General features: G+C 72.2%; 20 protein-coding genes. 11 read left to right on the top strand and 9 right to left on the bottom strand.

Translation table 11 applies throughout. The features are described from left to right. Positions 1 to 83 precede the first annotated feature (83 nt). From ACFYMM_RS31440 to ACFYMM_RS31430, 3 genes are all read left to right on the top strand, one after another. Positions 84 to 2,804 carry an exo-beta-D-glucosaminidase gene (locus ACFYMM_RS31440; RefSeq protein ID WP_388392593.1) on the top strand — a complete coding sequence of 907 codons (2,721 nt, stop codon included), beginning with the start codon at positions 84 to 86 and terminating at the stop codon, positions 2,802 to 2,804. A gap of 86 nt (positions 2,805 to 2,890) precedes the next feature. Next, positions 2,891 to 3,427, top strand: a complete 537-nt coding sequence (locus ACFYMM_RS31435; RefSeq protein WP_388392591.1) for a cysteine hydrolase family protein — start codon at positions 2,891 to 2,893, stop codon at positions 3,425 to 3,427. A 73-nt stretch (positions 3,428 to 3,500) separates the two neighbouring features. Then, a complete protein-coding gene (locus ACFYMM_RS31430; RefSeq protein WP_388392588.1) occupies positions 3,501 to 4,367 on the top strand; it encodes a restriction endonuclease in 867 nt (288 codons plus the stop codon). A gap of 49 nt (positions 4,368 to 4,416) precedes the next feature. Here ACFYMM_RS31430 and ACFYMM_RS31425 read toward each other — a convergent pair whose 3' ends face one another. Beyond that, positions 4,417 to 5,883, bottom strand: a complete 1,467-nt coding sequence (locus ACFYMM_RS31425) for a hydrolase (RefSeq protein ID WP_388392586.1) — start codon at positions 5,881 to 5,883, stop codon at positions 4,417 to 4,419. Between the two features lie 213 nt (positions 5,884 to 6,096). On the opposite strand from ACFYMM_RS31425, the gene ACFYMM_RS31420 reads away from it, so the two are divergent. Then, a complete protein-coding gene (locus ACFYMM_RS31420; RefSeq protein WP_388392583.1) occupies positions 6,097 to 6,360 on the top strand; it encodes a GlsB/YeaQ/YmgE family stress response membrane protein in 264 nt (87 codons plus the stop codon). A 41-nt stretch (positions 6,361 to 6,401) separates the two neighbouring features. Here the strand turns inward: ACFYMM_RS31420 and ACFYMM_RS31415 are convergent, their stop codons facing one another. The 3 genes from ACFYMM_RS31415 to ACFYMM_RS31405 form a co-directional block, all read right to left on the bottom strand. Continuing rightward, entirely contained in the window at positions 6,402 to 7,178 is a 777-nt protein-coding gene (locus tag ACFYMM_RS31415) for a GNAT family N-acetyltransferase (RefSeq protein ID WP_388392581.1), read from the bottom strand. A 62-nt stretch (positions 7,179 to 7,240) separates the two neighbouring features. Then, complete coding sequence (locus ACFYMM_RS31410) at positions 7,241 to 8,095, bottom strand: GNAT family N-acetyltransferase (RefSeq protein ID WP_388392578.1); 855 nt, start codon at positions 8,093 to 8,095, stop codon at positions 7,241 to 7,243. 349 nt (positions 8,096 to 8,444) lie between these two features. After that, entirely contained in the window at positions 8,445 to 9,119 is a 675-nt protein-coding gene (locus ACFYMM_RS31405; protein WP_388392575.1) for a chaplin, read from the bottom strand. Between the two features lie 242 nt (positions 9,120 to 9,361). On the opposite strand from ACFYMM_RS31405, the gene ACFYMM_RS31400 reads away from it, so the two are divergent. Together ACFYMM_RS31400 and ACFYMM_RS31395 are read left to right on the top strand one after the other, a co-directional pair. Next, complete coding sequence (locus ACFYMM_RS31400; RefSeq protein WP_388392573.1) at positions 9,362 to 10,990, top strand: alpha/beta hydrolase; 1,629 nt, start codon at positions 9,362 to 9,364, stop codon at positions 10,988 to 10,990. 125 nt (positions 10,991 to 11,115) lie between these two features. Then, positions 11,116 to 11,706 carry a DUF4232 domain-containing protein gene (locus ACFYMM_RS31395; protein ID WP_388392570.1) on the top strand — a complete coding sequence of 197 codons (591 nt, stop codon included), beginning with the start codon at positions 11,116 to 11,118 and terminating at the stop codon, positions 11,704 to 11,706. On the opposite strand, the gene asnB is transcribed toward ACFYMM_RS31395, so the two are convergent. Then, a complete protein-coding gene (gene asnB / locus ACFYMM_RS31390) occupies positions 11,699 to 13,540 on the bottom strand; it encodes an asparagine synthase (glutamine-hydrolyzing) (protein WP_388392567.1) in 1,842 nt (613 codons plus the stop codon). The two genes, ACFYMM_RS31395 and asnB, sit on opposite strands and share 8 nt — an antisense overlap. Positions 13,541 to 13,823: 283 nt before the next feature. Next, on the bottom strand, positions 13,824 to 14,603 hold the full coding sequence (locus ACFYMM_RS31385; protein WP_388392564.1) for an alpha/beta fold hydrolase: 780 nt from the start codon (positions 14,601 to 14,603) through the stop codon (positions 13,824 to 13,826). 185 nt (positions 14,604 to 14,788) lie between these two features. Between ACFYMM_RS31385 and ACFYMM_RS31380 the strand changes: the two genes are divergently transcribed. After that, positions 14,789 to 15,883, top strand: coding sequence for a chemotaxis protein (locus ACFYMM_RS31380; RefSeq protein ID WP_388392561.1), 1,095 nt, complete (start codon positions 14,789 to 14,791; stop codon positions 15,881 to 15,883). Between the two features lie 122 nt (positions 15,884 to 16,005). Next, positions 16,006 to 17,031, top strand: a complete 1,026-nt coding sequence (locus tag ACFYMM_RS31375; protein WP_388392558.1) for a Gfo/Idh/MocA family protein — start codon at positions 16,006 to 16,008, stop codon at positions 17,029 to 17,031. A gap of 24 nt (positions 17,032 to 17,055) precedes the next feature. Here ACFYMM_RS31375 and ACFYMM_RS31370 read toward each other — a convergent pair whose 3' ends face one another. Continuing rightward, on the bottom strand, positions 17,056 to 17,472 hold the full coding sequence (locus tag ACFYMM_RS31370) for an SsgA family sporulation/cell division regulator (RefSeq protein WP_388392556.1): 417 nt from the start codon (positions 17,470 to 17,472) through the stop codon (positions 17,056 to 17,058). Between the two features lie 337 nt (positions 17,473 to 17,809). Between ACFYMM_RS31370 and ACFYMM_RS31365 the strand changes: the two genes are divergently transcribed. Then, the gene (locus tag ACFYMM_RS31365; RefSeq protein WP_388392554.1) at positions 17,810 to 19,249 is read left to right on the top strand and encodes a PP2C family protein-serine/threonine phosphatase; all 1,440 of its coding nucleotides are present in this window, start codon (positions 17,810 to 17,812) and stop codon (positions 19,247 to 19,249) included. 54 nt (positions 19,250 to 19,303) lie between these two features. Here the strand turns inward: ACFYMM_RS31365 and ACFYMM_RS31360 are convergent, their stop codons facing one another. Beyond that, positions 19,304 to 20,797 carry a hypothetical protein gene (locus tag ACFYMM_RS31360; RefSeq protein ID WP_388392552.1) on the bottom strand — a complete coding sequence of 498 codons (1,494 nt, stop codon included), beginning with the start codon at positions 20,795 to 20,797 and terminating at the stop codon, positions 19,304 to 19,306. Between the two features lie 256 nt (positions 20,798 to 21,053). On the opposite strand from ACFYMM_RS31360, the gene ACFYMM_RS31355 reads away from it, so the two are divergent. Both ACFYMM_RS31355 and ACFYMM_RS31350 read left to right on the top strand, forming a co-directional pair. After that, complete coding sequence (locus ACFYMM_RS31355; RefSeq protein WP_388392550.1) at positions 21,054 to 22,196, top strand: aminoglycoside phosphotransferase family protein; 1,143 nt, start codon at positions 21,054 to 21,056, stop codon at positions 22,194 to 22,196. Between the two features lie 258 nt (positions 22,197 to 22,454). Beyond that, positions 22,455 to 24,458, top strand: coding sequence for an N-acetylmuramoyl-L-alanine amidase (locus ACFYMM_RS31350; RefSeq protein ID WP_388392547.1), 2,004 nt, complete (start codon positions 22,455 to 22,457; stop codon positions 24,456 to 24,458). Positions 24,459 to 24,463: 5 nt separating this feature from the next. Here the strand turns inward: ACFYMM_RS31350 and ACFYMM_RS31345 are convergent, their stop codons facing one another. After that, complete coding sequence (locus ACFYMM_RS31345; protein WP_388392545.1) at positions 24,464 to 24,961, bottom strand: hypothetical protein; 498 nt, start codon at positions 24,959 to 24,961, stop codon at positions 24,464 to 24,466. Positions 24,962 to 25,074 lie beyond the last annotated feature (113 nt).

Genomic DNA, 25,074 nt, shown 5'->3' with positions numbered 1-25,074 from the left:
CCGGTGATTGACACCCCGCACTCCGCGCCCTAGCTTGAAGCGAGTTAGTAAAGTTTCCTAACTTTACGAGGCTGGAGACCGCCGTGTTCCGTCGCCCCGCCGCCCGCCGCCGTCTCGTCACGGCCGCCGTCGCCCTGGGCCTGCTGTGTTCGCTCGGCACCAGCGCCGGGGCCGCAGTCCGGGACCCGTCCCCGCCGCACCCGTCCGTCCGGCCGACCCACGTACCGGCCACCGCCGGAACCGCCACCCCCCTGTCCGGCTACGCGATCCAGTCCACGGCGAAGGTGGGCGACCCGGCCGAGGCCGTCTCCTCCCCCGGCTACCCGGCGACCGGCTGGTACCCGGCCGGCCCCCGCTCCACCGTCCTCGCCGCGCTCCTCGCCGACGGCGTGTACGCCGACCCGTTCTTCTCCACCCGCCTGCGCGACATTCCGAAGGCCGACTTCCAGGTCCCGTGGTGGTACCGCTCCGACTTCACCGTCACGGACACCAGTCGGCGCACGTATCTCGACTTCAGCGGGGTGATCTCGGCGGCCGACGTCTACGTGGACGGCCACCGGGCCGCCGGGGCCGCGGACGTCACCGGCGCCTACACCCACCACGAGCTGGACATCACCTCGCTGGTCGGGCCCGGCACGAACACGGTCGCCTTCCGTGTCCGGCCCAACGACCCGAACAAGGACCTGACCATGGGCTGGATAGACTGGCTCCAGCCGCCCCCCGACCAGAACATGGGCATCGTCCGTGACGTCCTCGTCCGGCGCGGCGGCCCCGTCGCCCTGAGGGACGCGCACGTGGTGACCCGGCTGGCCGTGCCGTCACTGGCCACCGCCGACCTGACGGTCAGGGCACAGGCGCGCAACGACTCCGGTGCCCCGGTGACGGCGGAGGTGACGGGCAGCGTCGGCGGCACGGACCTCGCCACGACGGTGCGGCTCGCCGCGCACGAGACGAAGACCGTCACCTTCACCCCCGCCGACACCCCCGGCCTGCACCTGACCGCCCCCCGGGTGTGGTGGCCGGCCGGCATGGGCGGACAGCCGCTCTACGACCTCGACCTCACCGCGTCCGTCTCCGGCGCGGTCTCGGACACCGCCCACGACACCTTCGGCATCCGTGACGTACAGGCTCCCCTGAACGCCGACGGCGCCCGCCAGTACCGGATCAACGGCCGCGCGCTGCTGATCAGGGGCGGTGGCTGGTCGCCGGACGAGTTCCTGCGCTGGGACCGCACCTATGCCGAGGACCGGCTGAAGTACGCCCTCGACCTGGGTCTGAACACCATCCGTCTGGAAGGACACCTGGAGCCCGACGAGTTCTTCGACCTCGCCGACCGGTACGGCATCCTCACGCTGCCGGGATGGGAGTGCTGTGACAAGTGGGAGGGCAACGTCAACGGCGACGAGAAGGGGGACAAGTGGACCGACGCCGACTACCCGGTCGCGTCGGCGTCGATGGCCGCCGAGGCCGCCCGGCTGCGCGACCACCCGAGCGTGATCTCCTTCCTGGTCGGCAGCGACTTCGCGCCCGACGCGAAGATCGAGAAGACCTACCTGGACGCGCTGAAGGCGGCCGACTGGACCGCTCCCGTGGTGGCCGCCGCCTCCGACAAGTCCGCGCCCCGGCTGGGCGGTTCGGGCATGAAGATGACCGGCCCCTACGACTGGGTCCCGCCCGGCTACTGGTACGCCAAGCGTGAGGGCGGCGCCACCGGCTTCAACTCCGAGACCAGCGCCGGCCCCGACATCCCCACCCTCGACACCCTGCGCCGCATGATGACCCCGGCCGAACTCGACACCCTCTGGGAGAACCCGGACGCCCAGCAGTACCACCGCTCGCCGTCCGCCACCTTCGGCACCCTCAAGCTCTACGACGACGCCCTCACCGGCCGCTACGGCGCCCCGACGAGCCTCGCCGACTACGTACGCAAGGCACAGCTGGCCCAGTACGAGAACGTCCGCGCCCAGTACGAGGCCTACCGGCGAGGCGCGACGGACTCCTCGAGACCGGCCACCGGGGTGATCTACTGGATGTTCAACAGCGGCTGGACGTCCCTGCACTGGCAGCTGATGGACCGCTACCTCGACCAGGGCGGCGCCTACTTCGGCGCGAAGAAGGCCAACGAACCGCTGCACGTCCAGTACTCCTACGACAACCGCTCCGTCGTCGTGGTCGACAACCTGCACTCCCCCGCCACCGGACTCACCGCCCGGGCCACGCTGTTCGACCCCGACGGCACCCAGAAGTACGACAGGACCGTCACCGGTGTACGGGTGAACGGCGACGGCGCGCACACCACGGCACTCACCCTGCCGGCGTCGGTGAGCGGACTGTCCACGACGTATCTGGCACGGCTGGTCCTGACCGACGGCGTCGGCAGGGAGGTGAGCCGGAACGTGTACTGGCTCTCGACCGGGCCCGACACCCTCGACTGGGCGCACACCGACTGGTGGTACACGCCCACGACCAGCTACGCCGACCTGACGGGACTCGCCTCGATGGCGAAGGCGCCGGTGGCGGCGACGGCGTCGACGCGGTCCGCGGACGGTACGTCGACCACCACGGTGACCGTACGGAACACGGACGGCGGGAGGACTCCGTCGCTGCTGACGGACGTCCACCTCGTGGACGCGCAGGGACGGCCGGTGCTGCCGGTGCGCTGGTCGGACAACGAGGTCAGCCTGTGGCCCGGCGAGTCGGTGACGCTCACCGCCACCTACCGCACCGCGGACCTGCACGGGTCGTCACCCCAGGTGCGGATCTCCGGCTGGAACACCGACGAGCGGACCGTGCCGGCGGTGTGAGGCGGTGCCGCGACCCCCTGGGGAGGCTAATGTTGTGAATGCTTCCCCAAGGGGCGCACCGCCACCCTGGACGGAGACCAGAGCCCGTGAGCAAGACCGCCCTGATCATCATCGACATGATCAATACGTACGACCACAAGGACGCCGAGCTGCTGCTCCCCTCGGCCGAGTCGGTCGTTCCGGTCATCTCCGACCTCGCGGAGCGCGCACGGCGCCGTTCGGTGCCGGTCATCTACGTCAACGACAACTTCGGCGAGTGGCGCTCCCATCACGGTGAACTGCTCGACAACGCCCTCGCCGGACCTCATGCCCATCTCGTGGAACCCCTGCGGCCCGACGAGGACTCCCTGTTCGTCCTCAAGACCCGCCACTCGGTCTTCTACGACACCCCGCTCCAGTACCTGCTGCACCAGCAGGACATCGAGCGGCTGGTGCTCTGCGGACAGGTCACCGAACAGTGCGTGCTCTATTCGGCCCTGGACGCCCACATACGCCATTTCGACGTGATCGTCCCGAAGGACGCGGTCGCGCCCATCCACGAGGATCTCGCGCGGGCGGCCCTGCGGATGATGGAGCGGAACATGGGGGCGCGTGTGTGCACGAGCCAGGACCTCTGGGTGTGACAGGCAGACCATTCCACGATCTTGGGCATGCGTAGATCACTGATCTTCGTTCACTGCCCAGGAGGAAGCCGGGATGGCCATACCGACGCACCCTGTTCGCCGTACGCGCCGAGAACGACGCTTCGACCTGCGCGCCACCGCTCTGTTCTTCGTACTGCTGGCGATCGTCCTCTGCGTCCTGGCGTTCCTGGCGCGCACGGCGGCCGGCATCGTCGAGCACCGCCCCCTGTGGGCCGGCGTCCTCGCCGCGCTCGGCGTCGCGGGCGTCCTGATGTCCCGGTCCGGGTGGCGCAGGGTGTCCGTCGCGCGCTGCGCCGGCCGGGCCGCCCGGGCGCTGGAGGAAGCGGCCGAGATAGCGTCCGACGCCGCGTCGACGCAGGCGGGAACGGACAGGGTTACGGCCATCGACCAGACGTTCCCCCGGCCGGCGGAACCCCGGGCCGAAGCCACGGTTCCGCTTGCGCGCCTGGCCGACTACGCCGAGCTGGACCCCGACGGTTTCGAGGAAGCCGTGGCCGATCTCTGCGCCGCCCACGGCTGCCGGGAGGTCGAGGTGGTGGGGGGCGCGGGCGATCTGGGGGCGGACGTCCTCGCGCTCACACCGGACGGACGGCGCCTGGTCATCCAGTGCAAACAGTACGGCGACGCCCACAAAGTGGGTTCGCAGGACATGCAGCGCTTCGGGGGTACCTGTTTCACCATCCACGAGGCCGATGTCGCGGCGCTGGTGACGACGAGTGAGTTCACGGACCCCGCGCTGGAGTACGCGCGGCAGTGCGGCATCGTCTGCGTGGACGGCCCCGGCCTCCTGGCATGGCGCCACGGCACCGGCCCCAGCCCGTGGCAGCTGACCGGCGCCGCGGCCACCCCGGCCGGGGCCGAGCGCGGCTTCGCGTACGGTGACCCCGCGGAGGCGGACGAGTGCCACGGGGCCCGGTGAGGGGGTGGTGTCCCTCGCCCACCGGGCCCCGGGGTGCCGGCTCGGGGCGTCAGCTCACGTCGAGCGCCGTGTCGTCGAGGACGAACGACGTCTGGAGCTTGGAGCCCTCGGTACCGGTGAACTTGAGCGTGACGGTCTGCCCGGCGTAGCCGCTCAGGTCGAAGCTGTGCCGGGTGTAGCCGGAAGCGGCGTCGAGGTTCGAGTACGTCGCCAGGGTGCCCAGGACCGTGCCGGAGCTGTTGAGGACCTGCGCCTTGAGCGTGTCGTACGCGGTGCTGGTGGACGTTTCGGCGGTGTCGACGTGCAGGTAGAAGCTCAGGGCCGCCGAGCAGCCGGACGGGATGGCCACCGACTGGGAGAGGGTGTCGGTGGTCGCGGTGCCGTTGCCGTCGAGCCAGGCGTCGTACGAACCCGTGCGGGCCGGCTCACCGCTGGAGTTGGTGATGACGCCGCTGCTGGCGCTCCAGGTGCTGTTGCCCGACTCGAAGCCGTTGTTGCCGAGGAGCTGCGCGGCGGTGCAGGTGCCGGTGCCACCGCCGCCTCCGCCACCGCCGCCGCCTCCGCTGGTGCCGCCCGAACCGGCCAGCCAGGCCGTGGCGTTGAGGGCGAGGGCCGCGTTGGTGGCGCCTGAGTCGTTCCAGCCGTCGTACAGGGTGTTGCCGGACTGTCCGGTGCCGTCGTCGATCGGTGAGCTGTCACCCCAGAACGCGACCCGGCCGCTGCCGAAGGTGCTGGTCAGGAAGAAGGCACCGGTGTTGCCCGAGTAACCGGAGCGGTAGAGCAGACCCTTGACGGCCGGGTTGTCGGAGGGCTTGAGGGTCGCGGTGGTGCCGTTGGCGATGAGGCTCTTGGTGACCGTGCCGAAGGAGCCGTGCAGGACCGGGTCCGTGCTGTCGCTGATGGCGGCCGGGTAACCGGAGGCGATGTTCAGCGAGTCGATCGAGAAGCCGAACGGGTCGGAGGAGTCGACGCTGTTGTTGGTCATCAGGTCGTTGAGGATCTTGACCGCGTCGTAGCCGTCGTTGTTGCGGTCGGCTCCGGTGTGGTCGGAGATCATGAACAGACCGCCGCCGTTCTTGACGAAGTTCATGATGGCGGTCTTCTCCGCCGTCGTGAACAGCGTGTTCGGCTCCGGCAGGACCAGGGTGTCGAAGTTCGACAGGTCGGTCGAGGACGAGCCGCCGTAGCTGAGGCTGGAGCCCGAGGGCAGCGTCTTCAGGCTGTAGGCGCCGGTCTTCTGCAGCGCGACGCCCCAGGAGGACAGGGCGCCGGTCCAGTCGGTCTCGGAGGACGGGGAGGGGTTCTGGCCGAGCGGGTCGGGCTGACTGGTGGAGATGATCCAGTCGGCGTTGCCCGCCGTCTCGGCGTGGGCGTTGTCGAACAGGACGCGGTGCGTGGTGGCCGCGGCCGCGGGGGTGGCGGCGGTGCTGAACTGGAGGGCCGCTCCCGTGACGAGCAGCCCGAATCCGGCCAGGACCGTGGTGAATCTGCGACGGGATCTCTCGGATCCAAGCATCCGGCGAACCTCCGTGAAGGTGGGGTAGAGGCGGTGCGGGCGCCAAGTCTGCGCGCGTAGAACCGGGTTGAGCGTTCTACACGCGTCGATCGGTTGAAAGGTACATGGCATGACGGGTGGGTGAACAGAAAGTCCCGGCAATAACCGGAGCGGACTGCCTCCGCTTTCTGCGGGCACCGGGACGGTGACCGTTACTGAGGAAGAGGGGCGGAGATGGAGATCTCAGGCATCATCAGTGCCATCGTCATCGGGCTCGTCATCGGTGTGCTGGGGCGGCTGGTCGTCCCGGGACGGCAGCACATCGGCATCCTGTGGACCATCCTGGTCGGCATCGTGGCGGCGCTCCTGGGTTCGGCGCTCGCGGCCGGGTTCGGGGTGGCCGACACCAAGGGTCCCGACTGGATCGAGTGGTTCATCCAGATCGCCCTGGCGGCACTGGGCATCGCCGCGCTGGACCGGGCCCGGGTGCGCCACTGACGCCGGCGGCGGCACGCGGGGGCAAAGCCGCCGGCCCCGGTTCAGCTTCCGTACGTGTACGGGGTCGTGGTGCTCAGCGCGTGGAAGCCGAGGCGTTCCAGGATCGGGCGGCTCATGGGCGAGGCGTCGACCTGCAGATAGCGGTACCCGTGGGCGGCGGCGACGCGGGCGCGATGGGCGACCAGGGCACGGTAGACGCCGCGTCCGCGCCAGGCCGCGACGGTGCCGCCGCCCCACAGTCCGGCGAACCGGGTGCCCGGCACCAGTTCCATGCGGGCCGCGCTGACCGGCTCGTCACCGGCCAGCGCGACCACGGCGACGACGCTGTCCGGGTCGGCGGCCAGCCGGTCGAGCAGCCGGTGGCGCAGCCGGGTGCCGTCGGTGCCGAAGGCCTTCTCGTGCACCTCCACCACGAGGTCGACGCCGGCCGGGTCGGTGGCGGTGACGACGCGGAGTCCGTCGGGCGGCTCGGCGTCGTACGACAGCCGGTTGACCTCGACGGCCATCAGCGTCTCCTCGGGTTCGGCCCGGAATCCGGCGGCCAGGAGCCGGGGGCCGAGGTCGAGGGGGTGGTCGTGGCCGTACAGCTTCCACTCGAAGTCGCGGCCGAGCCCCGTGAAGCAGCCGATCTGTTCGGCGATGGCCGCGTCCGCGGTCGACTCGTCCAGGTCCGACCAGAGGACGCCGTTCCAGCCGTGCGCGTCGGCGACCTGGCGCACCACGCGCCCGGCGCGTTCGACCCGGGCTCCGGGGCCGTCGGGCCGGGCGCCCTCGCGCATGTCCCGGTCGTAGAGGGCGAGCACCGCCGTGTGGTCCATGGGCTCACTCCAGCATCCGGGGCCTCGGGCGGCAACGGGATTGCGGCCCGGCGCGAAAGGAGTCAGCCCAGTTCGAGCGTGGTGACGCCGAACACCCGCTCCCGGGCGTGGTCGCGTACCGGACCGGTGTACATGCGGGCCGTCTCGAACGACGGCCGCAGGCCCGCCGCTTCGGCCAGCGCGACACCGGCCGTGTTCGGCTCGGGTACGTCGATGGCGATCTCGCTTCCGGCGACGCCGGCGGTGAGGGCGGCGAACAGGGCCCGCGCGTCCTGGGCGGTGTCCGCGAAGAGGGGGCCGATGCGCAGGCTGTCGCGGCCGGGGCGGATCACGCCGTAGCCGGTGAGGCGCTCGCCGTCGTGGCGGAGGACGGCGCGGTGGCCGGTGCCGTTCAGCCACGCGGCCACGAAGTCCGGACGGTCGGCCGGGTGGCAGGCGCTGTCGTAGGCGGTCAGGGCGGCGAGGTCGGCGGGCCCGGCGGGGCGGACGTCCGCGGGGGCCTCGGCCTCGGGGGCCGTGCCGGTGAACCGTATGGTGCGGTAGGCGAGTTGGAAGCCGGACTGGCGGTAGTTGTCCTGCTGGGCCACGACTCCGTCCAGGCCGACGGTGCGGTCGCCGGCGTGGGCGAGTGCGGTCTTCCAGGTGGTGATGCCGTGGCCGTGGCCGCGCAGGTCGGGGCGGACCAGGTAGCAGCCGAGGAACGCGTACCGGGGGCCGTGGTTCACCACGGAGATGGCCGAGACCGGCTCACCGGCGACCCGGCCGAGGAAGAACCCTTCCGGGTCCTGGGCGAAGAAGGCCGGGCCGTCGGACAGACCGGGGTTCCAGCCCTCGTCCGCCGCCCACCCGCTGATCACCCGCCAGTCCGCGAGGGTGGCCCGGGTGACGACGAGGTCCTGGGGGGCCGGAGGGGTCATCGGTGCGCTCCATTTCCGTGGGGGCTTTCCCTGGGGCTTCCCGTAAGGGCTCCCCTCGGGGCGGGCGTCGGCGCGGTGGTCGGTCGCGCCCGCAGCATCCTTCCCGATCACCGGTGGATGCGCCACGCCGGGATCCAGCCGACGGAGCGCGTCAACCGGCCGTACGGGCAGGATGTTTCGAGCCGGGCACGGCCGGGCCCCACCGGTCGCTCGTGTCCGGTGGGGCCCGGCCGCGGGAGTCCGCTCAGCGGATCAGGCGGATCAGGCGGATCAGGCGGATCAGCCGGATCAGCTCGACAAGGTGGATCGGCTGATCAGCCGGATGAGCCGGGCCACCGCCTCACCTGCGTCAGTGGAACCGGCCGGGCCGGAAACGGCGGCGCAGCACGATGCCGGTGAGCAGGAGCGCGGCACCGCCCGCGGCGGCGGGGACGGTGAGGTCCGCCCCGGTGTGGGCGAGGGTGGCCACCGCCGGTGCGGACGCGGGCCGTGCCGCCCGGGGTCCGCGGTGCTGCCTGGCGGACGGGACGGTCCGCTGCGGGGCGGGGGGCTCGACAGGACCGTCGGAGGTGTTCACGGAGGTGTTGCCCCGGGCGGGGTTGCCGATGCCCACCCCGTTCACGGTGTTGCCGCTGACGTTCACCGGGAGGTGCACCGGGAGCTGCACGGTGTTGCCGGCGAGCACTCCCGGCGAATCCTTTCCGCCGCCCTGCGCCGAGGCGCCGCCCGACGCGTCCGGGCCGCCGCCCGGTCCGGCCTTGGCGGCGCCGCCGGTGTTCGCACAGGCGTTGCCCACGGCGGGGTTGAGGAGTCCCACCACGTTCACGGTGTTCCCGCACACGTTCACCGGGACGTCCACCGGGAGCTGCACGGTGTTGCCGGAGATCAACCCCGGCGAGCCGGCCGCCGAGCCGCCGGCGACGGCGCCGTCGGCCGCGAGGGCGGCGGAGACCGGCATCGCCACGGCCATCGCGCCGGAGGCGGCGGCGACGGCGAGAACACCGTTTCGGGTAACCCGTTTCATAGGTTCCCTGCCTTCCAGACATGGTCACGGGCGCTCGCCCGCATCGGATAAAACGCTGAGGAACCAGTGCGAGTTATGGCTCATCGGCCTTTCACCCCATCGAGTGGCACGGTTGTCGAACTGTGTGCAAAGCCGTCGAATGCCGTCAGGCCCTGCTCTCCCGGAGGCGTGCCGTCCGGACCCCGCTTATGGTGATCGAGGGTGCTGTCCGGTCCGCAGGGGGCGCATTGCTGGAGGAATCCATGCAGGCCAAGCCGTCCACAGGGCCCGCCGTCCGGCGCTGCGCGGGCGCCGGTGTCCTCGCCGTCGTCCTGCTCGGGGCGGGGCTGCAGGCGACGGTGGCCGAGCGGCCGAAGCCGGCCCAGCCCGACCTGTCCCGGTTCTACCGGCAGAAGATCGCCTGGGCGGCCTGCAAGGGGGCCGGCATGCCGAAGGACCTGCAGTGCGGCAAGGTCACCGTGCCGCTCGACTACGCCCGGCCGCGCGCGGGCACGCTCGACCTGGCTCTGGCCCGCTACCGCGCCACGGGTCCGTCCCAGGGTTCGGTCCTGCTGAACTTCGGCGGTCCGGGCGGTCCCGGCGTCAGCGCGCTGGCCTCGGGCGGCAAGGAGTTCATGGACCTGACGAACGGCTACGACGTGGTCAGTTTCGATCCGCGCGGCGTGGGCCGCTCCTCGCCGGTCAGCTGCGGCAACGGCGCCGACGAGGCCTCGGCCACCGCGCAGGACGACGTGGACCTCGGGCGCCCGCGGCTGCTGCTCGGACAGCTGCGCAAGGCGGCCGCCCGGTGCGCCGCACACTCCGGCCCGGTCCTGTCGCACATAGGCACCGTGGACACCTCCCGGGACCTGGACGTCATCCGCCAGGCCCTCGGCGACGGGAAACTCAACTACCTCGGCTTCTCCTACGGCACCCGGCTCGGCGCGGTGTACGCGGCACAGTTCCCGCACCGGGTCGGCCGGATGGCGCTGGACGGGGTGGACACACTGACCGAGCCCCTGTCCGAGCAGGGGGTGGCGGGGGCCGCGGGGCAGCAGACGGCGCTGGACGACTTCCTGGACTGGTGCGTGACGGACCTGGCGTGCCCGTTCGGACAGGACCGGCGCGTGGCCGGGGAACGTGTCGTACGGCTGGTGCGGTCGTTCGACCGGGAACCGGTACCCGACGACTTCGGCGGGCGGTTCTCCGGTCAGGACCTGGTGGGCGCCATCGGCCAGGCCCTCTACAGCCAGGAGCTGTGGCCGGCGCTGGAGCGGGCCCTGGTCTCCCTCGTCGAGGACGGCGACATCCGCGGGGTGGAGAACTTCGCCTCGGCCGGCTTCGCCCTCCCCGTCCGGCAGCCGGACGGCCACCCCAAGGGCGGCGGCGGCCTGGTGGCCCCGCAGGACATCCCCGCGGACAACCTGCCGGCCGCGCTGACGGCGATCGACTGCGCGGACGACCCCGACCGTCCCGACGCCGCCCGGATCGCCAAGGACCTCCAGGGTCTGCGCGCCGAATACGAGCGGGCGTCTCCGGTCTTCGGCCGCTACCGGCTCACCCAGCTGCTGATGTGCTACGGCCGCCCGAAGGGCACCGACTTCATCCGTGACCGGGTCAAGGACGTGGACAGCGCGCGCATGCTGCTCGTGGGCACGCGCGGCGACCCCGCGACGCCGTACCAGTGGACCGTGGAGACGGCCCGGCGGCTCGGCTCGTCGGCCGTGGTGCTCGACAACAGGGGCGAGGGCCACACCGGGTACTCCTCCTCCAAGTGCGTCCACCGCAGGATCGACGACTTCCTGCTGTACGGCTCCCTGCCCGCCGACGGCAGTTCCTGTCCGGCCGACACGACCGGCTGGAAGGCCGCCGCGAACACCACCGGTCGATGACAGGGACGGCGCGAGCGGGTAACAGGCGCCGATCCGCCACAACCTCCGGGCCACCCCGGTCGTCACCCTCGGTAGGAGCGCTCCGGACCGCCGCTCCGTACGCCACCGGAACAGGGGAATCCACCATGCGTATCCGTGTCGCCGCCCTCGCCGTACCCGCCGTCTCGGCCGCCGCCGCGGCCCTGCTGCTCACCGCGCCGCAGAGCCAGGCCGCCCCAGGACGGGCCGCTTCGGTGCCGGCCGCTTCGGTGCCGGCCGCTTCGGTGCCGGCCGCTTCCGGGCATGCCGCCCGGACCGCCGTCTGCCCGGCGCGGGCTCTGGCACTGCGGGCGAAGGCGTCCGCCGCGCACCCGTCCGTGGTGCGGATCCGCGTCACCAACCGTTCCGGCCGCGCCTGCACCGTGGACCGCGTGCCCACGGTCACCTTCGGGAACCTCGACGGCGCCGCGCTGCCCGTCCCGGCGGGTGGCGGCGGCACGTACCGGCTCGGCGCGGGCCGGGCCGCGTACGCGGCCGTGCGGACGATCGCCGACCCGGCGGACCCCGAGGCCCGCCGGGTGCCGGGCATCGCCGTGTCGCCAGTCGCGGCCCGCGCGGGCCGTTCCTTCACCGCCGCCGAGCTGGGCGCGGGGCGCGCCGTCCGGGTGTGGGAGCCGGTGACGACCTGGTGGCAGCCGTCGGCGGCGGCCGCGGACCGGGCGCTGGGCCTCAGCTGAGGGTCACCTCGGGCCGGTAGAGGTCGAGCCACAGGGCCAGGTCGAGGGTCCGCTCCAGGCCGCGCCGGGCCACCTGGCTGCTGACCGGGGTGTCGCGGTGGGCGGCCTCGTGGACCTTCCCCCGGTCGACCAGGTCGAAGACGGGGTGGGAGGGCCGGGCCAGGAGGTCCTTGGTCTGTTCCCGGAGCGCCTGGGCGTAGAGCGGGTCCTGGGTGGACGGGTAGGGGCTCTTGACACGGTCGTACACGGACCGGGGCAGGACGTCCGCGGTGGCCTCCCTGAGCAGGCTCTTCTCCCGGCCGTCGAAGGACTTCAGGGCCCAGGGCGCGTTGTAGACGTACTCGACGAGCCGGTGGTCGCAGAACGGCACGCGGACCTCCAGGCCGACGGCCATGCTCATCCGGTCCTTGCGGTCCAGCAGGGCGCGGACGAAGCGGGTCAGGTGGAGGTGGCAGATCTGCCGCATCCGGTACTCGAAGTCGCTCTCGCCGTCGAGGCGGCGGATGCCGGCGACCGCAGTGCGGTAGCCGTCGGCGATGTACGTCTCCATGTCCAGGGACTTGGCGAGGTCGGCGCGCAGCACGTCGCTGTCGTGGCCGAAGTGGCGGCCGAAGCGGACCAGCCAGGGGAAGGTGTCGGCGCGCCGCGCCTCCTCGTCGAAGAACTGCAGATAGCCGCCGAAGACCTCGTCGGCGGACTCGCCGGACAGGGCGACCGTGGACTGGTCGCGGACGGCGCGGAAGAGCAGCAGGAGTGAGGCGTCCATGTCGCCGAAGCCGGCCGGCAGGTCGCGGGCGCGGATCACCTGGGCGCGGACGGCGGGGTCGGCGAGGGACTGGGCGTCGAGCACGATGTCCTGGTGGTCGGTGCGGGCGAGCCGGGCCACGTCGTGCACGAAGGGGGTGTCGGGGGTGCCGCGCAGTTCGTCGTCGACGAAGTGGTCGCTCTGGCCGACGAAGTCGACGGCGAAGCTGCGGACCTTCTCGCCGTGGACGGCCAGTTGGCGGGCGGCGAGCGCGGTCATGGCGGAGGAGTCGAGACCGCCGGAGAGCAGGGTGCAGCGCGGTACGTCGGCGACCAGCTGACGGCGCACGATGTCGTCAAGGAGCGTGCGGACGGTGGCGACGGTGGTGTCGCGGTCGTCGGGGTGCGGGCGGGTCTCCAGCCGCCAGTGGACGCGGGTCCTGAGGCCCGTGCGGTCGACGGTGACGACGGTGCCGGGCTCGACCTCGCGCATGCCGTCCCAGACGGCGTGGCCGGGCGTCTTGATCAGGGTGAACAGCTCGCGCAGGCCGTCGAGGCCGATGCGGGGACGGACCAGCGGGTTGGCGAGGATCGCCTTGGGTTCGGAGCCGAACACGACGCCGTCGGGGGTGGGGTGGCAGTAGAAGGGCTTGATGCCCATGCGGTCGCGGATCATCACGAGCTTGTCGTGGCGGCCGTCCCAGACGGCGAAGGCGTACATGCCGTTGAGCCGCTCGGCGACGGCGTCGCCCCATTCGAGGTAGCCGCGCAGGACCACCTCGGTGTCGGAGTCGGTGGTGAAGTGGTGTCCCCGGTCGGTGAGTCGGCGGCGGAGTTCGGTGTAGTTGTAGGTCTCGCCGGAGTAGACGAGGGCGACGGTTCCCTGCGGGGTGCGGGCGGTCATGGGCTGGCGGCCGCCGGGCAGGTCGATGATGGCCAGCCGTCGGTGTCCCAGGGCGGCCGGGCCCTCGGCCCAGGTGCCGCGGTCGTCGGGACCACGGCAGGCCATCGTCGCCGTCATCGCGTCCAGAGCGGCCGCCTCGGCGGTGAGGTCGCGGTCGAAGGAGACCCATCCGGTGATGCCGCACATGCGCTGCCTCCTGCCTGGGATCCGTCGTCCATCCCCCGCTCACCTGCGTCTTCCCGGCGCGGGCGGAGGGACTCCGCGGATCCAGTTGCATCCAGCACCTATATGACGAGCCTGTGCCAGGCACTCCGGGCGGTCAACGCGGCTGTCGCACGGACGGCGTTCGGCGCCCGGCGGTTTCGGCCGCGTTTTGCCTTCGCGAGACACCGGGATCCCGCTCGCGCCGGGGCAGGGGCGCGCGGAACCGGCCATCGGCAAAAACTTCACCAGGGGCGGCCGGCTCGTGCTATGACTTCGCCGTCAGGAACCGGTCCAGGGCCGAGGTCAGTTCCGCCGGCTTCTCCACGGGGAGTTCGTGGCCGGCGTCGAGGATGCGCACGGTGGCGTCCGGGTACGCCTTCGCCATCCGCAGCATCTGCCGCACCGGCAGCTGGATGTCGTGGTAGCCGTGCACCATCAGCGTCGGGGTGCGGATCTCGCCGACGCGGTCCAGGACGTCGAAGGCCCGCATGGCGCCGTACAGGGTCATGACGACCTCGCGCGGGGTGCCGGCGGAGGCGCGGATGTGCGCGCGGACCTCGTCGCGCGGATAGCCCGGCGAGAAGGCCCGCTGGATGTTGGCCGCGATGAACAGCTTGAACGGGGCGAGGGTGGACGCCGCCATCAGCAGGCCCCGGCCCCGGCTGTAGGTCATCCGGCCGATCGAGCAGACCAGCACCATCCGCTCCACGCGTGCGGGGTGGGACAGCGCGATGGTCTGGGAGATCATCCCGCCCATCGAGTGGCCGACGAGCGCGAACCGCTCGATCTCCAGGTGGTCGAGGAGGGCGAGCACGTCCCGGGCCAGGTCCTCGATCGTGGGCACGCCCGCGCCGCCGCTCTCGCCGTGTCCGCGCAGGTCCAGCCGGATCACCCGGCGCCGGCCCGCGAAGTGGGCCAGCTGGTGGTCCCAGCGGTGCCGGTTCGCCGTCCAGCCGTGGACGAAGACCAGGGGCACGCCGTCGCCGTCACGGGGGCCCTCGTCGTCGTACGTCAGTGTGGCGCCGTCGACTTCGAGCTGCGGCATGGGAGCCTCCTGGGATGCGGTGGTGCGGCCGACGGCCGACCGGTTACTGACCGGTACGGTAACCGGCGGCCCGGCCCCCCGTCACCGGGGTTCGCCGGGGAACCCGGCGATGCACCCGGACACTTGCACCGGTGCGGCGAATTACCCCAAATGCCCGATCGGTGAATACGACCTATCGTGCTCTTATGGAGCCTGCACTCAGTCCCGCGACCCTCTCCGAGCTGCGGCGCCCGCGCCCCTACCCCGCGGTGTCCGTGCTGACGCCGACCCACCGCCGCGAACCCGACAACGCCCAGGACACCGTCCGGCTGCGCAATGTGGTGGCCGAGGCCAAGAAGCGGCTGGAGTCCGACCCCGCGGTCACCCGGGAGCGGCGCACCGACGTCGCCGAGCAGCTCGACCGGGCCCTGGCGGAGGTGGACCTGACCTACGCCGAGGACGGTCTGGTGATCTTCGCCGCACCCGGCGAGCACCAGGTCTGGTCCCTGGCCCGTGACGTGCCCGAGCGCGTGGTGCTCTCGGACACCTTCCTCACCCGCAACCTGGTCTCCGCGCAGGCCGCCGAGCGGCCCTTCTGGGTGCTCTCGGTCTCCGCCGACCGCGCCACGCTGTGGAACGGCGGCGGCGAACGCGTCACCGAGGCCCGCGCCGGCGGTTTCCCGATGACCAGGGAACGCGTGAACTTCGACGCCGAGCGCCGGCAGCGCATCGGCGACATGCCGAGCACCTTCCGCGACGAGGACACCCGGCACTTCCTGCGCGAGGCCGACCTGGCGATGACCGCCCTCCTGCGGGCGGACCCCCGGCCGCTGTACATCACCGGCGAGCAGGCCGCGCTGTCGCTGCTCGACGAGTTCGGCGGGATCGCCCGGACCGCCGTCCACGTCCCGCAGGGCGGTCTGGCGCACGGCACACCGCAGGCCGTGGGGCAGGCGCTGCGGCCGGTTCTCGACGAGCAGGCGCGCAGCGGCGCGCGGGCCGTGGCCCGGGAACTCGACGCCGCCCGGGGCCGCAAGGCCTTCGCGGCCGGTCTGGACGAGCTGTGGCAGAGCGCGCGCGACGGGCGGGTGCGGCTGCTAGCCGTCGAGGAGAACTACCGGGCCACCGTCCGCGACGCCGGAGACCATCTGATCCCGGCCGAGGCCGGTGACCTGGACGCGCGCGAGGACATCGTGGACGAGATCGTCGAGCAGTGCCTGGAGACCGGGGCGGACGTCCGCTTCGTCCCGGACGGCGCGCTCGGCGACGCGGCCGGGATCGCGGCGGCGCTGCGCTACTGACGGCCCCCGCCCGGCGGTTGCCGCTCGGCCGCGCCTCTCCCCCCGGCTCTTCCCGGCCCTCCCGCGGCCGTCCGCCGGCGTCTACGCTACGGCGTGATCGTCGGCGGAGAGGGAGTGCGCACGTGGGTGACCTGCTGGGCGTGGCCGTACTGGGTGCCGGGCACATGGGCGCCGACCACGTACGGCGCCTCGGTCGGGTGGTCGGCGGGGCCAGGGTCGCCGCCGTGGCCGACCCGGACACCGATCGCGCCGCCGCCGCGGCCGCGGGCCTGGACGGGGCCACCGTGCACAGCGACGCGGAGGCCGCGCTGGACGCGCCCGGCGTCGAGGCCGTGCTGATCGCCTCCCCGGGGCCCGCGCACGAGGAGGCGCTGCTCGGGGCCTTCGCGCGCGGGCTGCCGGTGCTGTGCGAGAAGCCCATGGTGCCCGACTCCGCCGGGGCGTACCGGGTGGTGGAGGCCGAGGCGCGGCTCGGGCGCCGGCTGGCGCAGATCGGTTTCATGCGCCGCTACGACACCGAGTACCGGCGTCTGAAGGCCCTGCTGGACACCGGCGGCCTGGGGCGGCCGCTGATGCTGCACTGCACCCACCGCAACGTCTCCTCGCCGCCCGGCTTCACCAGCGCCATGCTGATCAACAGCTCGGTCTCGCACGAGATCGACGCCGCCCGCTGGCTGCTCGGCCAGGAGCTGACCGCGGTGACCGTGCTGCGTCCGGCCCCCTCGGCGGGCGCGCCCGAGGGGCTGAGCGATCCGCAGTTCGTGCTGTTCGAGACCGAGCGGGGCGCGCTGGTGGACGTGGAGGTCTTCGTCAACTGCGGCTTCGGCTACCAGGTCCGCTGCGAGGCGGTGTGCGAGGCGGGCAGCGCCCGGATCGGCGACGAGCACACCATGGTCGTGACCGCGCGGGGCGGCGCCCGCGAGGAGGTGGCCCAGGACTATCTGGTGCGGTTCGCGGACGCGTACGACCGCGAGGTGCAGGCCTGGGTCGACTCCGCCCGGTCGGGGCGGGCCGGCGGGCCGAGCGCCTGGGACGGCTACGCGGCCGCCGCCGTGGCGGAGGCGGGAGTGCGGGCACTGGAGACCGGCGGCCGTACGGCCGTACGACTCGCTCCGCGCCCGAGTCTGTACGCCGACGCGGACGAGTAGCCGGTCTCGCGCCCCGCCGCCCCCTCACACCCCGCCGAAGAGGGCGGTCAGACCGCGCTCGACGACCGCCGCCACGTCCTCCTGTCCGGCGGCCACCACGGCATGGGTGCGCAGCAGGAAGCGCCGCAGTGCCGCGGTGTCGAACTGGAGCAGGGCCAGACCGTAGGGCGAGTGGAACTCCACGGCCGTACGCGCCGGCCCGCACGGCCACAGCTGTACGTCCCCGCACCCGGCCGGGGCACCGAGCCCCTCGCTCAGCAGGGAGCGTGCGAAGGTCCAGGTGGTCGCCTCGCCGTCGAGGGTGGCCTCGGCCGGGAAGTCGACGAAGACGGCGAGCGGGTCCGCCGAGGTGTACCGGAGCACGGCGGTGACGGGAAGCTCCTGGTCCTCGGCGGTGATCAGGCGGGCGCGGGCGGGCTGCTGAAAGGTGATGATGTCCATGCTCTTAGGAGTCCGCAGAGGCGGTTCACATGGCACGAAATCCAGACAGAGTCGGGACGGTTCGACGGGCCACCCGGCCATAGAACAAAGGGCCGTCGAACACGCGCCTGAGGGCTACCCCCGGAGCCCTCAATTCCCGTACGGTTCCTACGCCTTGACCTGCACGACCGCCTACGTCACGGAGACCGGAGGACCTCTCCGGGAAGACTCTGGCATATACCAGAAGCACCACCGTATCGTGTGTTGCCGAATCCCTTACAGGGAGTCGCGGGCTGTGCGACAGTCGTAACGGTCCCTCGCCCGCCCTGGCCGTACCGTCCCCCTATCGGAGTCCGTCATGCCGTCCCCAGTCTCCGCGGACCGCCCAGCCGCCCAACCGCCCGGGCGCGGCTCGGTCGACGCGCTGATCACCCAGGCGCGACGGCTCAAGGGTGACGTGGACGCCGTACGGCGGGACACGCACGGCGACGGTGAGGATCCCCAGGAACGCTGGCAGCGCGCCCTGTACGACCTCGCGCTGCACCAACTCGACGATTTGGACGCCCACTTGGCGCAGTTGCGGGACGGGCCGCCGCCGGTGCCGCCCGCCCCGGCCGACAGCGGCACCCTTGCCACGCTCCGCCCCGCGCCGGCCGGTGTCTCGCGCGGCTCCCTGCTCACCCGGGTCGGCAGCGCCGAGTGGAACCTGCTGACGGACGAGGCGAGTTGGTCCGGGGAGCTGTACCGGATCCTCGGCCTCGATCCGGCCGGTCCGGCGCTCACCCTCGACGAACTGCCGTCCCTCGTCCTCGACGAGGACCGGCCGAAGCTGACCGGTATGGTCACCGACTGTCTGGTCGACGCCAAGCCGATCGACGGCGAGTTCCGTGTCGTACGGCCGGACGGATCCGTCCGCACCGTGCACATGATGGGCGAACCCGTGCTCGACGCCGACGGCGGCACCGTCTCGATGTGGGCGGTGCTGCGGGACGTCAGCGAACTGCGCCGGCGGCGGCGGGCGGTGCGCGAGAGCCGTGACTCGATGCAGCACCACCGACACCACGCGCAGACCGAGCACCGGCTCGCGGTCGAGCTGCAGGAGTCCGTGCTGCCGCCCTGGCGCAGTTCCCTGCGGCTGCCGCACCGGGGGCCGCGCACCCTGGATCTGGCGGCCCACTACCTGCCGGCCGCGACCAGCGCGCTGATCGGCGGCGACTGGTACGACGCCCTGGAACTCTCCGACGGGGAGACGCTGCTGAGCGTCGGCGACCTCACCGGGCACGGCGTGGCCGTCACCTCGGGCATGGCGATGCTGCTGGGCGCCTTGCGCGGCATGGCGATGGCCGGCAGCCGGCCCGGACGGCTGATGGCCCTGCTCAACCAGTTACTCGACGCCACCGTGCAACCCGCCCTCGGCAGCGCCGTCTGCTGCCGCTATCAGCCCGCCACCCGCACCCTGGTGTGGGCACAGGCGGGACACCCCGCCCCGGTGCTGTACCGCGACGGGACGGGGCGCGTGCTGAACGCACCGGACGGCGTGCTGCTCGGCGCGACCTCCGGAGCCACTTACGGACAGGCCGAAGTGACCCTGGAGCCGGGCGACATCCTCCTGCTGCACACCGACGGACTGGTGCCGGGGCACGGCGGAGCGGAGGCCACCGAACATCTCCTCGACCTGGCCCGACGCTTCGGCACGGCGCGCACCGCGCAGGAATGTGTGCGGACCGTGGTGGAGGAGTTCGGCGTGAGCGAGCGCGAGGACAATGCCTGCCTGCTCATCGCCAAGGTGACCGAGTAGGAAGGGCCGGCGGGACCGGCGAGCCGGCGCGGGAGAGGCCGACGGACCGGTGCCCTATGCCGGTGCGCTGCTGCTCCCCCTGCCCTTCGTCCCGGGCAGGGCCAGCATGATCTCCTCCCTCAGCTCGTGGATCTTCGGATAACTGGAGTACTCGGCGGTCAGCCGGTACATCTGGCGCAGCCGGTCCCAGGTGCGGTGGGAGGAGTTGGATCCCATCGACATCAGGGCGAGACGCGCGTACCGGTCGGCCTGTTCGGGGTCGTCCGCGATGAAGCAGGCGGATGCCATGGACAGGAAGTCGAAGATCTTCGACCGCTGCCGTCCGTCCACCCGCAGGGCCAGGGCCTTCTCCGCGTAGTGCTGGGCGTGCGCGGCCGCGCTCGGGTCGTGCTCGGCCAGCGTGCGGTAGGCCAGGGCCTGCATGCCGTACAGATCCTCCTCCTTGAACATCTGCATCCAGCTCGGTGGCGGCACGTCGCCCTTGTCGGAGACGAAGAGGTCCTCCGCCCGGCCGAGGGTGCGGCGCATGGCCTGGCCCTTGCCCATCGAGGCCTGGGCCCAGGCCTCGATGGTGTAGAGCATCGCCCGGGTGCGGGGCAGCACCTCGTCGCCGGAACCGGACTGGGCGAGCTTCATCAGGTCGAGCGCGTCGTCGGGCCGGCCCAGGTGCACCATCTGGCGAGCCGCCCGGGAGAGCGCCTCCCCGGCACGGGGCCGGTCGCCGCCCTCTCTCGCGGCATGGGCGGCGATGACGAAGTACTTCTGGGCCGTGGGTTCCAGGCCGACGTCGTGCGACATCCAGCCCGCGAGGACGGCGAGGTTGGCGGCGACGCCCCACAGGCGCCGCTGGAGATGGTCGGGGTGACGGTAGGCGAGCATGCCGCCCACCTCGTTGAGCTGGCCCACGACCGCCTTGCGCTGCAGGCCGCCGCCGCGGGCGGCGTCCCAGGCCCGGAACACTTCGACGGAGCGCTCCAGTTCCTCGATCTCCTGCGACCCGATGGGGGCGGCCTCATAGCGGTCGAACCCAGCGGGGTCGGCGTGCAGGGGGTCGTCGAGAACAGGGGCGTCGGCCCTCAGGGTGGGGTCGGTGTGCAGCCAGTCGTGCATGGCGCTGCTGAGTGCGGATCCCGCGGTGAGCGCGACACCCGCACCCACCAAGCCGCGTCGGTTGAGCATGAGGTCCATTCCCGTGAATTCGGTGAGGACCGCGGCCGTGCGTTCGGGCGCCCACGGCACTCCGTCGGGATGTTCCGCGATCCCGCCGTCCGGCCGTTTCCCCGTACGCCCGTGCCGCACCAGACCGAGGTCCTCGATGGTCACGACACGGCCGAGACGCTCGGTGAACAGGGCCGCCAGCACCCGCGGCACCGGATCGCGCGGGATCTCTCCCATGTCGATCCACCGCCGCACCCGGGAGGTGTCGGTCGCCAGCTGGGGGTGGCCCATGGCCGCCGCCTGCCGGTTGACCAGCCTCGCGAGTTCCCCCTTGGACCAGCCGGCCAGGCCGAACAGGTCCGTCAGGCGGGTGTTGGGTTGTCCGCTCACGTCAAGCCCCCAGGTTCTCGGCTGAGTTGACAGTAGCCCGGGAGAAGTTGCCGAGCGACTATTCGCCAGGGTTCGCCAGGGTGCGCCAGATGGTGTGCCACTGGGCATCGGGTGTCGAGTAGGAACGCGCCACCCCGACCCGGTCGCCACCTGACAAACGGGAGCATTCCCCAGGATGCTCCCGGGCGGCCGGGCCGGGTCGGCGTGAGGACTCACAGGCAGGCACCGCAGGCACACGAAGGGATCTGTATCGCCCATGTACGCAGCATCGTCCTCCGTGTCCGCCCCGCCCCGGCCGCTGCGGCCCCGACCGGCGGGAGGCCCCTACCTCGACCCGGTGGCGCGTCCGGGTGTTCCGGTGCCGGTGGCGGGCCGGCCACCGCGCCGCCCGGGGCTCGGCACCCAACCGCTCAGCGGGAGACTCGACCTGTCCGGCCCCCAGGGAGCCCAGCTGCGCACCGCGATCGCCTCGGTGCACCGGATCTGTCCGGAGTTCGCTCCGGTGCAGGTGCTGCGCCGCAGCGGGCGGTCCGTGCTCCTCGTCGGGACGACGGGGCGCAGCACGGCCGTGGCCAAGTGTCTGCTGGACCACTCCCCAGCCTGGGCCGAGCGGATCCGCCATGAAATAGCCGCATACCGCTCGTTCGTCCGGCACCGGCCGCCGATCCGGGTGCCGAGGCTGATCGCGGCGGACCCGGACAACTGCACCCTGGTGATCGAGCGGATGCCGGGCCGGGTCGCGGCACTCCAGCGGCATCCGGCGGAGGCCCCGCCCCGCGCGGACATCCGGGCGGCTCTGGGCGCGATCTGCCGGCTGAACGCCTGGCGGCCCCCGGCGGGCACCTTCGACGCCCCGCTGGACTACGCGGCGCGCATCTCCCGGTACCACGAGCTGGGCCTGCTCACCGACCGCGACATGGGTGACCTGCAGAAACTGCTGCGCGGGATCGCGCACGCGGCGGGCCGCCAGGGGATGGGCCAGTTCTGCCACGGCGACGCCCTGCTGTCCAACATGCTCCTTTCACCGGCCGGTCCAGTGCTGGTGGACTGGGAGCACGCGGGATGGTACCTGCCGGGGTACGACCTGGCGGTGCTGTGGTCGGTGCTGGGGGACGCCCCGGTGGCCCGGCGGCAGATCAGTCAGATCGCCCAGTCGGCGGGCCCGGCCTCGCGGGACGCCTTCCTGGTGAACCTGATGCTGGTCCTGACGCGGGAGATCCGTACGTACGAGACGGCCGTGCAGCGTTCGATGCACGACACGGCCCCGGCGGCACCGGGAGTAGTGGCCCACCCGGGTGCTGCGCCGTCCGGCGAGGAACAGCGGCTGCTGCTCAGGCGGCTGCACGACGACTGCCAGCTGGCCCGCCGGGCCGTACGCGCGGCGGTCGGCACTCGCTGACGGGGACGACGGTCCGCGGTGCGCCCCAGCCAGCGGCGGCGCACCGCGGATCTTCGTATGCGACAGGGCCGTTCAGTGGTATACGCCACTGACGCCCCGCTGGCCCGAAGGCGGCCGCCACGAAACTCGCCGAATACTTACGTGACATGGGAAATCACCCCCCTCCGGGCATTATTGACGGATCGTCGGCAAGCGGGTACCACTGACCCAGCTCGGCGCCGCACGACCCGCCACGCCCGCGCGTCACAGGAGGCCGCCATGCGAGGTTCCGTCACCGATCCCACGTCCAGGCACGGCCGCAGACGCACCCGCCGCACCGCCGGCGCGCTGGCCTCGGCGGCCCTGCTGCTGCCGCTGCTGGGCGCGGCCCCGCCCCCGTCCGGGAGCGCCGGCGGGTCATCGGCATCGCCCGCGCCGCCCGCGTCGTCCACGCGGGAGCTGCAGCGCGCGTTCGCCTCGGCCGCCGCCCGGTACCACGTGCCGCAGAGCGTCCTGCTGGCCGTCTCCTACCTGCAGTCCCGCTGGGACACGCACGCCGGGGCGCCCAGTGTGACCGGCGGGTACGGCCCCATGCACCTCACCGACGCGCGTGCCGCGCTGGCCGCCACCGAGCATCTCGCCGAGGGCACGGAGGACGCCCGGGGCGACGGCGCCCGGGGCGCCCGGCACCCCGAGCCGCGGCTGCCGAAGCAGTCCGCGCTCCCGGCCCGCCTCAGGACGCTGCCCGAGGCGGCGGCGCTGACCGGCATCCCGGCCGCCGAGCTGCGGACGGACCCGGCGGCGAACGTGGCCGGCGGCGCCGCGCTGCTCGCCGCCGCCCAGAAGAACCTGGGCGAGCCGCTGAGCGCCGACCCGGCCGACTGGTACGGCGCGGTGGCACGCTTCTCCGGCGCCGACGACACGGCGACCGCGGCGGCGTACGCGAACGACGTGTACGACGTCCTGCGCACCGGCGAGCGGCGCCTCACGGACGAGGGTCAGCTGGTCGTGCTGGCCGCCCAGCCGCTGCTGCGCGCGGACACCGGCCAGCTGGCGCGGGCCGGGCTGCGCACCCTCTCCGACGACGGTACGGAGTGCCCGAAGACGGTGTCCTGCGAGTGGGTCCCGGCGCCGTACGCGCAGTTCGGGGACAACGACTACGGAAATCACGACCTCGGCGACCGGCCGGCGTCGCAGAGCATCCGGTACATCGTCATCCATGACACGGAGGGCACCTGGGACGGGGTGCTGAACCTGGTCCAGGACCCCACCTACGTGTCCTGGAACTACACGATCCGCTCCACCGACGGTCTGATCGCCCAGCACGTCAAGGCGAAGGACGTGGCGTGGCACGCGGGCAACTGGTACATCAACGCCAAGTCGGTGGGCATCGAGCACGAGGGCTTCCTCGCCGCACCGGACGCCTGGTACACGGAGGCGATGTACCGGTCCTCGGCGCGGCTGGTGAAGTACCTGGCCGACAAGTACGGGGTTCCGTTGGACCGGCAGCACATCCTCGGCCATGACAACGTGCCGGGCCCGGCGACGGCCTCCATCCCCGGCATGCACACCGACCCGGGGCCGTACTGGGACTGGCGGCACTACTTCGAGCTGCTGGACCACCCCTTCAAACACCGGGCGGGCAAGCAGGGTGGCATGGTGACGATCCTGCCCGGCTACGCCTCGAACCAGCCCGTGTACACCGGCTGCACCACCAAGGGCGAGCCCTGCGCGGCGCACGGCTCCAGCGAGGTGCGGCTGTACTCCGACCATGACCGCAACGCGCCGCTGATCCGGGACATCGGTCTCGGTACGGACCCGACGAACGGGGTGAACGATCTGTCCTCGCGGGCGTCCACCGGACAGCAGTACGCGGTCGCGGACCAGTGGGGCGACTGGACGGCCGTCTGGTACCTGGGCCAGAAGGCCTGGTTCGAGAACCCGAAGAAGGATCCGACGGCCGTGAACTCCGCCGGTCTCGTCGTCACACCGAAGGACGGTGCGACGAGTGTCCCCGTGTACGGCAGGGCGTACCCCGAGAAGGAGGCGTATCCGGCCGGGGTGCCCGCCCAGTCGGTGGTGCCGCTGAGCTACACGTTGCCCGCCGGGCAGAGGTACGTCGTCGGGGACGTGCTGCCGGGTGAGTACTTCTACTCGGTCACCTTCGCCACCGACACGCACCGGGTGGTGGTCGGCAAGGACCTGTACTACGAGATCCAGTACGGCCACCGGGTGGCGTTCGTGCGGGCGGCGGACGTGACCGTGCGGCCGTCGGCCGGATAGCCCGGTCAGCCCTGCTGGAACAGCTCCGCCGGGAGCGGCTTCAGCAGGGCGTACAGGTCGTCCGTGATGGGACGGTCCCAGGCGGCGATGGTCACCAGGACACCGTCGCTGCGGTCGAACTGGACGCAGGAGATCCGGCTCTCGGAGAGCTTCAGGCGCCGCACGATCAGGAGGTTGTCGCCCTGCAGGACCGGCATGTCCTCGGTGCCGACGACGGTGACCTCCTCGTCGTTCTCCAGTGCCAGCAGCAGCTGGGCCACCTCGAAGGGGACCTCCTGGTCGGCGACCTCGCGGGCCGGGGAGCCCTCGGGCAGATTGCCGATGATCATGGCCGGACCACGGCCGCCGAACAGGTCGTAGCGCAGGAAGACACCCTGGCAGGTGCCGTCGGGAGCGGGCAGGAGCCCCGCGCCCAGGTTGCCCGGCCAGTCACCCGGGTCCATGGCCAGCACATCGAAGTCGGGTCCGGCAGGGGTGGCACTGCGGCGGCGGAGGAACGACATGCGGCCATGGTACGTGCCCCGGCATGATCCATGGCGTCCGGGCGGCCTTCCGCGCCGGGCCGTTCCCCCGGTTTCCCCGATGAGGCGTCGATGACGCGGGAGAGGGCCCCGGT

This window comes from Streptomyces sp. NPDC006739 (assembly GCF_042869815.1).
In the GTDB taxonomy this organism is placed as follows: Bacteria; Actinomycetota; Actinomycetes; order Streptomycetales; family Streptomycetaceae; genus Streptomyces.
Note: the sequence above shows the minus strand (reverse complement) of the source record. Positions and strands in the feature narration are given on the sequence as shown.